This is a genomic window from Empedobacter sp. EJD.6dd (assembly GCF_057369435.1).
On record NZ_CM170667.1, the window covers coordinates 1,800,279 to 1,813,383 of the forward strand.

At 26.6% G+C, this 13,105-nt stretch carries 13 protein-coding genes and 1 pseudogene; 2 read left to right on the forward strand and 12 right to left on the reverse strand.

The window, feature by feature from the left end; genetic code table 11:
* The first annotated feature begins 68 nt into the window (after positions 1-68).
* Positions 69-1,070, forward strand: coding sequence for a glycosyltransferase family 2 protein (locus tag AC2I98_RS08515; RefSeq protein WP_486411287.1), 1,002 nt, complete (start codon positions 69-71; stop codon positions 1,068-1,070).
* On the forward strand, positions 1,033-2,010 hold the full coding sequence (locus AC2I98_RS08520) for a glycosyltransferase family 32 protein (RefSeq protein ID WP_486411288.1): 978 nt from the start codon (positions 1,033-1,035) through the stop codon (positions 2,008-2,010). Before AC2I98_RS08515 ends, AC2I98_RS08520 begins: the two co-directional genes overlap by 38 nt.
* Here AC2I98_RS08520 and AC2I98_RS08525 read toward each other — a convergent pair.
* From AC2I98_RS08525 to AC2I98_RS08580, 12 genes and pseudogenes are all read right to left on the reverse strand, one after another.
* Positions 1,994-2,848 carry a capsular polysaccharide synthesis protein gene (locus AC2I98_RS08525; RefSeq protein WP_448352877.1) on the reverse strand — a complete coding sequence of 285 codons (855 nt, stop codon included), beginning with the start codon at positions 2,846-2,848 and terminating at the stop codon, positions 1,994-1,996. The genes AC2I98_RS08520 and AC2I98_RS08525 overlap by 17 nt on opposite strands.
* Positions 2,845-3,720, reverse strand: coding sequence for a glycosyltransferase family 2 protein (locus tag AC2I98_RS08530; RefSeq protein ID WP_486411289.1), 876 nt, complete (start codon positions 3,718-3,720; stop codon positions 2,845-2,847). Before AC2I98_RS08530 ends, AC2I98_RS08525 begins: the two co-directional genes overlap by 4 nt.
* Entirely contained in the window at positions 3,707-4,384 is a 678-nt protein-coding gene (locus AC2I98_RS08535; RefSeq protein WP_486411290.1) for an NAD-dependent epimerase/dehydratase family protein, read from the reverse strand. The genes AC2I98_RS08530 and AC2I98_RS08535 overlap by 14 nt, the downstream gene beginning before the upstream one ends.
* Positions 4,381-4,641, reverse strand: a complete 261-nt coding sequence (locus AC2I98_RS08540) for a UDP-N-acetylglucosamine 2-epimerase (RefSeq protein ID WP_486411291.1) — start codon at positions 4,639-4,641, stop codon at positions 4,381-4,383. The genes AC2I98_RS08535 and AC2I98_RS08540 overlap by 4 nt, the downstream gene beginning before the upstream one ends.
* A gap of 111 nt (positions 4,642-4,752) precedes the next feature.
* Positions 4,753-6,110, reverse strand: a pseudogene (locus tag AC2I98_RS08545) (IS3 family transposase).
* 31 nt (positions 6,111-6,141) lie between these two features.
* On the reverse strand, positions 6,142-6,933 hold the full coding sequence (locus AC2I98_RS08550) for a UDP-N-acetylglucosamine 2-epimerase (protein WP_486411292.1): 792 nt from the start codon (positions 6,931-6,933) through the stop codon (positions 6,142-6,144).
* Positions 6,934-7,204: 271 nt separating this feature from the next.
* Positions 7,205-7,993 carry a glycosyltransferase family 32 protein gene (locus AC2I98_RS08555; RefSeq protein ID WP_280049744.1) on the reverse strand — a complete coding sequence of 263 codons (789 nt, stop codon included), beginning with the start codon at positions 7,991-7,993 and terminating at the stop codon, positions 7,205-7,207.
* An 8-nt stretch (positions 7,994-8,001) separates the two neighbouring features.
* Positions 8,002-8,895 carry a glycosyltransferase family 2 protein gene (locus AC2I98_RS08560; protein WP_486411293.1) on the reverse strand — a complete coding sequence of 298 codons (894 nt, stop codon included), beginning with the start codon at positions 8,893-8,895 and terminating at the stop codon, positions 8,002-8,004.
* Positions 8,896-8,978: 83 nt separating this feature from the next.
* Positions 8,979-9,935 carry a glycosyltransferase family 2 protein gene (locus AC2I98_RS08565; protein ID WP_486411294.1) on the reverse strand — a complete coding sequence of 319 codons (957 nt, stop codon included), beginning with the start codon at positions 9,933-9,935 and terminating at the stop codon, positions 8,979-8,981.
* Positions 9,936-10,176: 241 nt separating this feature from the next.
* On the reverse strand, positions 10,177-10,893 hold the full coding sequence (locus AC2I98_RS08570; protein WP_486411295.1) for a hypothetical protein: 717 nt from the start codon (positions 10,891-10,893) through the stop codon (positions 10,177-10,179).
* A gap of 401 nt (positions 10,894-11,294) precedes the next feature.
* Positions 11,295-12,230, reverse strand: a complete 936-nt coding sequence (locus tag AC2I98_RS08575) for a glycosyltransferase family 2 protein (protein WP_486411296.1) — start codon at positions 12,228-12,230, stop codon at positions 11,295-11,297.
* On the reverse strand, positions 12,230-13,039 hold the full coding sequence (locus tag AC2I98_RS08580) for a glycosyltransferase (protein ID WP_486411297.1): 810 nt from the start codon (positions 13,037-13,039) through the stop codon (positions 12,230-12,232). The genes AC2I98_RS08575 and AC2I98_RS08580 overlap by 1 nt, the downstream gene beginning before the upstream one ends.
* Positions 13,040-13,105: the final 66 nt, after the last annotated feature.

Consider the following 13,105-nt stretch of genomic DNA (forward strand, 5'->3'; position numbering starts at 1 on the left):
CAAGAATACTAAATTGTAAAAAAAAATACATTGTTTTTTTACTAAATTTGCACAACTAAACTTATCACATGCAAACTCCATTAGTCAGTATCAATATTCCTGTTTTTAAATGCGAAGATTATATAATCAGATGTTTAGAATCTGTAAAAAATCAAACGTATCAAAATCTTGAAATTATTTTAGTTAATGATTGTACACCCGATAATAGCATACAACTTATCGAAGAATTTCGCGCTAATAATACAGCTCTAAACATAAAGTTATATCATTTAGAAACGAATCAAGGCTTATCTGTTGTTCGCAATACTGGAATTGAAAAATCTACTGGAAAATATATTTATTTTTTGGATAGTGATGATGATATTACATTTAACTGTATCGAAAAATTAGTAGAAAATGTACTGATAAATAACACCCAAATGGTTATTGCTCAAAATCGTTGGATGAATACATTCGATAATACGACGAAAGATTTTGGTTTTCCAACAAGATCTCAATTAAAAATTTACGATTCAAATTCAAGTATTTTTGAAGCTTATTGTAAAGGTTCTTTTCCTGTTTCTTCTTGGAATAAGTTAATTGATTTGGTATTTATCAAACATCATAATATTTATTTTGTTCCTGGTTTATATGCGCAAGACGAATTATGGATGTTTCATTGCATGGAAAAGATAGACAGTTTATCTATTATTGATGATATAACGTATAATTATTATTTGCACGCTAATTCTGTCATTTTTAATCGAACTAAACGAAACTCTGAAAATCATCAAACTATTTTAGAATGGATTGTAAAATCTTATCAAAAAACAACTGATACAGATAGAAAAAGATTAATACGAGGTTGGATGATCAACTTTAAGAAATTGATTATTCAAATGCAATGGAAAGTCTTAAAAGACGAAGCTTATTTCAAAATAAATTATAATCGCATGAAAAAAGCACCATCTCTTACTTTTTCTGATTATTGTAGTTCTGATTTTACAAAAGAACAAAAAAAGGAAAATTTATTACTAAATCTTCCTACTAATATTGGGTTTAAAATCTTTAAGAAACGTTATGAGGGGTAAATGTATTGATAAATTAAATTCTGTTAAATGGAAACTTTATTATAAAATAAATTTATTAAAATTAAAATATATTGGTGATAACAAACAATTTATATATAAAAACTACGTACGTATAAAGATTAAAGAAGGAGAAGTGGATCAGGGTATTGACAAATTTATATGGTCTTATTGGAACACCTCAGAATTACCATCAGATATAGTAAATTTTATAAATTCTAATCGTAGAATTAATCCTAATTTTAAATATATAATAGTAAATGATTATAATCTCCAAGAATATTTAAATGATTTTCCTAAAGATATTAAGTTTCCAAGTGTACAACATAAAGCTGATTTAATTCGATTGTTGCTATTAAATAAGTATGGAGGAATTTGGATAGATATCACAACTATTCTAACAAAATCATTAGATTGGGTCATTGCACTGCAACAAAATCATAAAACTGAATTTGTAGGTTATTATAATCCTCATATGATGAGAGATAATGATAGTTTACCTATGATTGAAAATTGGTTTATGGCTGCTCCAAAAAATTCTAAATTCATTAAAATATGGTTAAATGAATTTCTTGAAGCACTTAAAAGTGAGAGCCCTAGAGATTATTATCAAAAACATCATGATTTTGAAGACATAAGACAAAATATAAACCCTCCTTTTGATAGAACATTTACTATGCATTTATCAGCTCAAAAAATTTTACAACATAATCAATTTTCGTATTATTTAATAAATGCTGAAGATGATGGTCTCTATTTTAATTATTGTTCAAAAAATAGAGTTGAATATTGTTCAAATTTATTATTAAGAGGATTTTCAAATCTACCATCTGTAATTAAAATAACAGGTGGAGATCGTATAAAATTGAATGATTTTATAAATAAAAAAGTATTTTCTAAAAAATCAATTTTTTATACGTACAAAATTATAAATAATTATTAAAATCTGGCATCAACCTTTTGTCATAAATGATTTGTTTATGATACTTTAAAGATAGTGGAACCATTATTCTTGATAAAATGCTAAACCATTCGATAGGATAACCTTTATTAAAACCTCTGTCTATGCCTGGATTTTTTTTAAGTTCATCATAATATTTATCTAATCTATAATGCAATTCTTGATACCATTCTGCAACAAAAAGTGAATAAGGTTTACATATAAAACCACAATTCCCTATACATAATCTATAATATTTAAAAATATCTTTATTTAACTCAATATTATCTCCTTTCCCTCCCATTTTACTTGGATTAAACTCAGGATAGCCAGCAATAACTTTTTCTGAGTTAGATTCTAAATTTTCAAAAATTTCTATCCAATTATTATTATTTCTCTTTATATCACTATATCCTCCCCCATAATGATACATAAAATAACACCTTAAATAATCTGATTTATGGACTAATGAAAGATACTGATAAGCTGGATGTAAAGGAAAATCAGGCAGAATATAACTATTCAAATTTTTTGTTGTAATTAATTTAACTTCTATTCCAGTATCCTTTTTTAAAATATTTAAACACTCTATTCTATTATTTGTTATTTTATTTTCTCCTGTCCAAAAACAATAAATAACCCTATCTATTTTTTGATTACTTTTTACTGGATATTTATCATCTAAGTGATTATTTAAAAAGTGATTTTTATACTTATTAGAAAAATATTTGTACGGGATTACTTTATGATAACTAAGTCTATAAAATGATCTAACTTTGAGTAAGAAAACATAAAGAAATTCTAATTTAGTTCTTAAAATTTTTAGTAACCGTTCTTTCATTTTTTTAGTAAATAATATTTTAAATAAGTAAATAAACTTAAATTATTTCGAATTATTTTTTTTTGATTTGAGTTTATTTTTTCGGTATAATAAATTAATTTCTTAACAAATTTTATTTTTTCATACTTATTAAATCTTAATTCATATTCATTAAGTAAATCATTATAAAATATACTCATGGCAGTTTTTTTATACTTAACAACTTTAGCACTAACATTTGTTGTTAACTGTACTTCACTTCTTCTTATTCCAACAAATGCCTGATTTGATATTTCTAAACTATCCATCCCAAATTCAAAAACTAACATTGCATCACTTCTCCAAGCTAAGGGATATTTCCTAATTCCTCTTTTTTCAAAAACTTCTCGAGAAAATACATTTTCAGATATTGAAATCCAATAAATTTGATTTAAGTCATTTAATAAATGTTGTTTAGAATTAAGATTTTCTATTTGATTAAATTCTTTCAGTATTTTACTTTGTTCAGATATCTTTAACATCTTAAATCTTAACAAGTCGAAATTACCTTTTTTATAAATAATCTCATAAAAAGTTTCTACAAAATTATCACTGACTAAATCATCATCACCTAAAATTTGAATATATTCTTCTTCATTTGTTAATGCAATACACCTTTCCCATTGTTCAACTAATTTACCTTGGCCTCCATAATTTTCTTCAAATTTCAAATAGGTTAAATTAATTTTTTGTCTATATGATTCTATCAAAGTCGAAGGGTCTTCTGGACTATTATCATTCCCTATGTATAAATTAAATCTATTATCAGTTTGATTTGATAAACTTCGTAATGTCTCTTCAAAATAAGTTAATTTATAATACGGGATAACTATTGCTAATTTAATTTCTGACATAATACTCTTTGATTAAATTATTCAAATACTCTTTTTTATCTTGTAAAGAAAATTGATACTGTAATTCATGTACATCTATTGAATAATGTTCACCTTTATTTTCAATACTTTTTTTTGATTTTTTATTTAATAAAATTTCAAAAGTCAAAATGATCTCTGGGATATAAAAATTTTCTGTATAAGCGACATTTACAATTTTATTCCATTTACCAAATTCTATGTATTGTAGTGTAATACGTTTTACATCTTCTACATCAATCAAATTACGTGTTGCATGTTGATGAACAACCAAATCCTGTCCTGTCTTGATTTGTCTTGATAAATAATTCATCAGCAAATTAGGATTTCCTCCTCTCCCAACAGCATTACTAACTCTTAAAATAAGAAAATGTTCTGCTTTTTGTTTTATTATTTCTTCGATATGAAGTTTATGAAGTACATAAGGCGAATTATATTTTGAAGAATCGTAAATAGAACATGTACTAAAATAAACAAACAATTTGTTTGAATATTTTGCCATTGTCTCCTCAACTAAATTTTGTTCGCGTAAAAACTCTTCTTCCCTTGTTTCTGAAGAATTAGAAACTCCAGAAGCAAAAAAAACAACATCATCTCTATCGCTATCAAGAAACTGAGAAGCAATTAACCCTTTACCAATAATCATAATAAATGATCTAAAATAAGTTGTGATGCATTTCCATTTCCAAAAGGATTAATAAAATTATTATTTCCTTTTTGTAATTCGTTGTAAAATTCATCTTTTATCATTTGCTTATTTGCACCAACTAATACACCACATCCACATGCTAAAACTTCTGGTCGCTCGGTTTCTTCTCGCAGTATAATAACTCTTTTCTGTAGAGTTGGTGCTTCTTCTTGGATTCCACCAGAATCAGAAATAATTAGTAGTGATTTTGCCATTAATTTTACCGCCTCTATATAGTTCAGTGGTTCTATAAATTTTATATTTTGTGGTGTACGTTGTCAAAATAATTTAGACACCTCTTTCTAAAAATTAAGAGAGTGTTTGGTTTATAAATTTATTATTTTTTCTTGAAAATACAACTGCCTTCTTTTTGCAATTGTTTGTTGTTTAATAATTGCTCTTTGTTCCAAAATTTTATCTGCTCTACCAAAATAAACATCCGAAGGTGTAAGGTTGTTCAAAGCCTCATGATACCTAGAATTGTTATAATTTTCTACAAACTTATTTAGAGCTTCTTTCAGCTCATCAGGATGATAATAATGATCTAATTTCACTACATTTTTCATTGTTCTATGATACCTTTCGATTTTTCCTTGTGTTTGTGGATGTAGTGGTTTTCCTCTTACATGCTTCATTTTTTGCGTATTTTTCAAGTAATCTTTTAATTCACTTGACACATAACAAGGTCCATTATCCGATAATAATTTTGGTTTCTGTTTCGTCTTTAATTTCGCTTTTTCAATTGCTGTTTTTACAGTTCTTTTCACATCTTCAGCTTTCATGGAGCTACACAATTCCCAATGAATAATATATCGACTGTAATCGTCTAAAATTGTGCTCAAATAATACCATCCCCATCCAATAATTTTAAAATAAGTAAAATCGGTTTGCCACATTTGATGAACAAAATTTGTTTTATCTTTAAATTCATTCGCTGCTACAATTAAAATATGATTGGGAGCAGAAATTAAATCTCGTTGCTTCAATATTCGATAAACACTCGATTCTGAAATATAAATTCCTAATTCATCAGTCATTTTGAAAGCCAGTTCTCTAGCAGATAACTCTGGATAATCTAGAGCTAATTCTACAATTAAATCTTTCTGAGATTCAGGAATACTATTCCATTTTCGATGAATTGAATGGCGTTTAGATTCTAAACCTTCAAAACCATTTTCTAAATAATTTGAATACCATTTATAGAAGGTGCTTCGGGCAATTCCAAACTCCTCTAAAGTTCGTTTAACCCCAATTTCTGATCGAGTTACAATCTGTATGATTTCGTGTTTTTCACTTGCTGATAATCGCATATATTTCTTGAATTTTGTCTTTAATCCAACGAATCCAAGGTTTTTTTTACGATATCATAGCGAACAACTAAATCAGCTACAATCTCTTTTAAACGCTGATTCTCTTTGCGTAAATCACTTACATCATCACTTGTTGCTTCTCGTGTAATATCTCCAGACAATCGTTTTTTACCAGCTTCTAAAAATTCTTTATTCCACTTATAAAATTGAGATTGTGAAATAGCATATTTGCGGCAAAGTTCAGCTATTGAAATCTCAGCACGTAAGGCTTCCATCACAATTAAAATCTTTTGTTCCGCTGTAAATATTCGTCTTGTGTTTTGACGAATATCTTTTACAAATTTTTCAGGAGTTTTCTTTTTTGAATTTGCCATAATTAAAGTTAATGCTTTTTAAAACACTAGCTTAAATTTTAGGTCTTAGATGTCCACTTTTTGCTGACGATTTACAATTTTGTGGAACATCATCAAATGTTTTGAAAATAAACTCTCTCGTTTTTGGATTAGGGTGTAAACTCCAATAAAATGTAATCAAAGGATTCTCAATCGCCAATTCTTTTATAGCCTCGCAAATAGAAAACATATTTTCACTAATATTTTCTCTTCTATGTGCTGTAATAAAAACGGTAGCTTCTTTTTCTAAAGATATAGCCTCTTTTTTTAAGACGTGGCTTAATAAATCAATAATTGTATTTCCTGTAAGTATAATTTTATCTTCAGAAATATTCTCTTTTAATAAATTATTTTTAGCAAGTTCTGTTGGTGCAAAATTTATTTTACTTGTCAACGAAACTACTCTACGGTTATACTCTTCTGGAAAAGGAAAACAAATATCATCTGTTCTTAATCCTGCTTCTACATGATAAAATTCTTTTTTTTCTAAAAATGCAACCATTGATGAAGCAAGAACAGTAAATGTATCTCCTTGAGCAATTATTTTTTCTATTGCATTCGATTTTACAATCTCAGCAATACCATCTATTAATTTTGCTAATAAATTAGAATTTGAATACTCATTTGATTGGGATTTAAGAAAATAATCTGGCTTAAAATCAAATAATTCTTCCATTTCTGTCAAAATGTTGGTATGCTGACCCGTGTTTATTGTAATAAACTGCAATCTTCTTTTCTTTGCTTCAAGTAAAATTGGATATACTTTCAGAAATTCAGGTCGAGTTCCATAGATTAAGGCTATCATTTTAGTTCAGTTGGTTTTAAATCGTATTAATATTATCCGTTGTGCTTTTTTTTGTTTATTTTATCAATAAAACTGTCATTTCGAGTGGAATTCTGAAAGAATTTTGTGTCGAGAAAAAAGTTATTGAAGATAAAATTCTATGCTCGATTAATTTTCTACATTTTATTTCGATAAATCACTCGAATTCACGAATTTTAATTCAAAATGCACAACTGGTTAAATATAAGTAAAATTAATAGAATCTTTAGTAAAGGTTATTCTTATGACCTTATCATCTCTTACTAAAAAGATTTTTTAGCACATAGTTAACAATCATACGAAATGGAATTTGATTCAGAACCTGTTCTACTTCTATCATCTTATGATTGTAAATTACATTATGCACTTCCTTTTTCCCATTTTTTAGTTCAGCAAACTCTCTTGTTTTATAATAAGCATGTACATAATCTTTGAATGGATTTGGATAATCTCTATCATGCCATGTTCCGACAAAATGATGAGTTGCATAATTTTTAGGTAAATCTAAACAGAAATAAGTAGATGGGTAAATTACAATTCCATCTTTTCCTTCTTGGTATTCATCTCTATCAGGGTCAATTCCATATTCTTTCACTAATAAATCAGATACAAAAACGGTATTAGTCGTTAAGTCGAAACTTGTTTTTTCATCATAAAAATCAATTACTCGTTTTGCCCAAGGATGTCCTTTTTCTGTTGCCCAAAGTGCTGTAAAAGGTGAACCTTTAATCTCAAAACCAGAAAATGCACGATGAATTAAAAATTCATCCAACGAAAACTTTACCTCAACATCAATATCCATATAAATACCTCCATATTGATACAAAGCTAATGCTCGTGAATAATCAGAAACAAATGCCCACTTTTTATTCTCTGCAGCTAATCTAACATATTCACAACAATTGATATCGAAGTTAGTTTCATTCCATTCCATAATTTTGTAATCAGGAAGGGCTTTTTTCCAACTTTCAAGACAGATATAAAAAGATGCTGGTTTAGGATTACCTCCAAACCAACAGTAATGGATTATTTTTGGGATCATTGAGGTATTTATTTAAATTCTATCATTCTTATTTTATTCAATCCTTTGATTAATCCAAATTCTTTAATTATATAATAATATAATTCTTTCTTATTGATTTGTTTTAACATTTTTTTATTTTTATAAAAACAAGTTATAGCATTAGAAATTAAAAACTCACGCGAAACTTTAGATATAGTTAAATCTATGGTTTCTTTATAAGTATCAAAGTAATAATAATATTGATTCTCTGCTAATTTTTCTAAGTTATCAAGATTCACCTGATATGAATCTTTATGATATCTTCTAAGTGTTAAAACTTCATCTAAAAAAATTGCATTCTCCGTAAGCAATACCAATTTTACAAAATAATTATATTCTTCTGCGGACTTATTCCTTTCAGTAAAGAAAATTAATTTCGCTATTGAAGATTTAATGATTACATCAAATGTTATCCAATTAATTTTCTTTGTAATAAAATTATTTGCGGTTATTGGCAAACTAGATATTTCTCTATAATTAAGTGGATTTTTACTCTCAGGGTTATTAAAATATTCAGATTTAGAAACTATAAAATCATAATTATTTCTCAAAATTGTATTAAGCTTACTCTCTATATGATTAGGTAACATCAAATCATCACTGTCAAAGAAGATAATATAATCTCCAGTAGATCTCGTCTTACCAATATTACGACAAGAATTGGCTCCTTTCGGATAATCTTTTGGACGTTGATATAATCTGAATCTCTCATCTTTTTCGACAAAACTTTGTATTACTTCTAAAGATTTATCAGTAGAACCATCGTCAACAATTATACATTCCCAGTTTTTATATGTCTGTTTAATAATAGAATCTAACGTTTCTTCTATGAGATTTGCTCTATTATAATTAGGAATAATAATTGAAACTCTATTTGCCATAATTAAAGATTATTTTCGATTTTTTTATTCATAATACATTTAATTAATAGATGTTTATGATTTAATTTTCATTAAAAAATTTATCATATTTTACTCCATAGATTGTAAATAAATTCAGGAGTTTTATTAAACAAATAGAAAATAAAAATACCAATACCTAAGAAGATTCCCTGAAAACTTTTGAATGTAAGTAATTCTTTAACAATAAAAAGCATACTCTTAAAATCTCTCTCTTGTACAACCTTAATTGATAATCTTTTTAATCTTTGTTTTGTATCTGTAACAATACGTAAATAGTTATTCTTTTTAGAAATTTTCAATTTCTGAAAATTAACAAAACATCCCGAAAAATTAAAAATTTTAGGCTGACTACTATTTTTTGCTGATTTTGTGCTTGAATGTTGTCTATAATAGAAAAGTGCTTGATTAATTATTTTATAGTTAAGTGTTTGGTAATTTTTTGAAAAAATACTCAGAAGAAATTCTGTTTCTTGCCCTCGTAATATGGCTTCATTAAATCTAAAGTTATTCTTTGTTAAAAAGAATTTATTAAATAATATACTTGGAGTTAATACATTAAAATTATCTCCCCAAACCAAATAATCATATAAAATATTCTTTTCAATTATAATATCATGCTCTTTGATTAATTCTAATTCAGAATTAACTATACTATGCGAGCAAATAATAATATCATCATTCTCTATACTATTTATTTTTACTGAAATAAAATCACTGGTCATCACATCATCACTATCAAACCAATTGATGTATTCGCCTTTTGAAATATCAAATCCGTAATTCCGCGCACCATTCCCTCCAGGCTTATAGTTACTTTGGCGTTTATAATAAGAAATTCTAGTTTCCTTTTCTATATAATGATTTAAAACTTCTTCTGTATTATCTGTACTTCCGTCATCCACTACAATACATTCCCAATTTTGGTAAGTTTGTCCAATAATCGAATCTAATGTTTCGCCTATTAAATCAGCACGATTATATGTTGGAATAATGATAGATACTAAAGGTTGTTCGGTCATTTGATTTAAATTTGTTTTTATCGTGTGAATTCCTGAACATTGTTTTCGGAACTTTTCACGTTCTGATTCTTAAACAAAATATAGGACAAATCTTTACAATTAAAAACAAATGATTGACTGGTTAGGTCGTGTTGAATATTGAATGATCTCGATACAAACTCAACTAATTTTGTTTAACGTGTAGTTATATAGTGTTTAAGTCACGCAAATATACAGAATTAGATTTGGAATGACATGTATTTTATAAAATTGTTGTGAGGGTAAAATGATAAGGATGCGCCGCCCCAGAAGAAGCATGTGGTTGATAAACAACTGTTATACTGATTATTGGTAAAGCAAATTCGGTTACTTTTTCATTATCGTTTATCAATTCACATGTTATTTTTTGTCTTGGATTTTGATTTTCTACAAGAGAGTAATAGAAATATTGCGGACAAACAAGTTCTAACTCTAACTCCTTATTGTAATATATCCATCCAAAACAGATTTCTAAATATGCAGTAGGATGCTTTTGAGCACAAAAATGACTTAAATTATTTTCTATAAACAAAGTGTTTTCGTCTAAAGAATAGGTACAATCAAATGGATTTAATTTCGAATTTTTATTTAGTTTCTTGTGCTGAAGTTTTCCTTTTTCGTGAGCATCAATCAAAGCTAAATAGAAGTTTTCTTGTGTTGATTCTTTTCTTATTTTGGAGAAAAATGACATCAATTGATTGTGAAAAGTTCCATCTTTTTGTCGCCATATCATAGGATTAAGTGCTTTTTTGAAACGCCCTACGAATATGGCGACTTCTTTAAAACGTTGTTGTACAGCTTTTGTACGGGGATGTTCGTGTGATTTTCCATTTACAAACCCTCCTGTATTTTTTTTGACAAACGTTTGTCCATTACGCTGAAAAAATATCAAATCTCCTACTTTTCCTCGAATATTAAATAAATTGTCTGACTTTGCCATAATAACATTATATTTACTTACTGAATGTCAATAATTTAAATATACTATTATTTTACATTTCTTCAAAATTTATTCGATTTGGTTATTCCTTCTATAACGCCTTTATACTACCTTTATATCGTTTTTATACACCTTCTATACCTTGGTTAGTTCATCCTAAAAAGAAGACAAGAGTAGAGTTAAATACATCTACTTAGATTGTTGTTTAGTTTATCTTAAAATACTATTGTATAAATCAAAATGCTTTTGAGCAAATTGTTTGGGTATGCTCTTTTCCTTTTCTGACATTATAAATTTAATTCGTCACTTATAATAATTAATCATTTTCTATAAGAATACCTTTTCGAATATTTACTGAAAATAGTAACATACATAAGTAGATTCTAGATTAGAAATAACAATTATAAACCATTGTATTCTAAAAAAATGTAAGGTTTATTTTGTTTAGATTTTTCTAAATTTTGAATGGTTGATTGATAAGTTTTATTTATTAAATTCTTTTGTTTTTTTAAACGCTTCATTTCTTGGAAATTAAATAAGAATATATTCTTCAAAATTTTATTTCGAATAATTTTTAAATCTTTTATTTGATTTAGTGAGTGATTTGGATTTGAATATTCTAATAGTAATTTTCTTTCTTTTGAAATTTCAGGATTAAAGTATTTTGTATTACTTCTTCCTTCACGATCGTGATAGATAAAGACTTTTGGGTAAACTCCTATTTTTAAACCTTTGTATTTTAAACGATGAACATAATTATCATCTTCAGCATAATGAAAAAATGTTGGGCTAAATCCTCCAACTTTTTCAATGCTTTTTTTAGTTAGTAACCATGCCGCTGCACAAATAAAATCAGATTGGTACAATCTATTTTGTACCGTATTTAAGACAAAGTCTGAGTAGAGTTTTTCACAGTTTTTAGGAGAAATATAATTTGAAAAATTGTAATCTAATGCACTCCCTTTTCCATTTAAATGAATTGGACTAACAATACCAAAATCTGAATCTACTTTGGATATTTTAACTAAATTTTCTATTGTATTCGAATCAACCCAAGCGTCTTGATTTAAAAGAAAAAAATACTCTGCTCCATTTTCTAAAGCATATTTTAATCCTTGATTATTAGCACCTCCAAAACCTTTATTTTCTTTGTTTTCAATTAAATAAACTTCAGGATAATTTTCTTTAATAAATTCTACAGAATTATCTGAAGAATTATTATCAATTGCAATAATCTTTACAGGAATAGTACTATTAATAATTGAATCAAAACATTTCTGTAACCAATCATTACGCATCCCGTTGTAAATTACTATTATAACATATGTATCCTCCATTAATAACGTATTTTATAATATAATTTGAAAATATTTTGCAATATTGGATACTTTTTGATTAATAACTTTCTCTTTCGAGTATTATTTAAATAAAAAAATAATTTGTTTAACTGAAAATCCTCATATTTTTCATAATCTTTTATTATACGATTTCTATTTACATTAGTTTCCTGAGAGTCATGAATTCTAAAACTAACCAAAGGCTCATTAATAATTATAATTTTATATTTTAATAACACTCTATACCAATATTCATAATCTAATATTTGCTTAAGATCATTATTAAAAACACCTATACTATTCATAATTTCTTTTTTAAACATGACAGTTGTAGGTTCTCCTATTTTATTTAATGGTGATTGAAAAAAGTCAGATCTCTTAAAAATATTCTTATTTAAATAATATAAGTTTGATTCAAAATCTAACAAATCTTCTAATTGAATTTGTAAATTACTATATTTTTTTATCCAATTAGACATTTCCTCATCAGATATTGATTTATTATTATTTATAAAATTTCTTTTACAAGCTACAAACTGAACTCCTTCATTATTATTAAAAACGTCAATCATTTTTTCTAAACAATTAGACTCTAATAAATCATCTTGAAACAAGAATTTAATGTATTCACCTTTTGCTTTTTGAACACTATAATTCCAATTCGCACCAATACCTGCAGGTTTATGATTATAAATATGAACTGGAAAATTAACTGCTTCCTTAAATCTTTTACAAATTTTTAGAGTTTCATCATTAGAATTATCGTCGGATACTATTACTTCTATATTTTTATACGTTTGATTCTTCACCGAATCTAATGCTTCTTGTAGATATTTCTCACCATTGTATGTTGGTATACAAATTGATATTAGTAG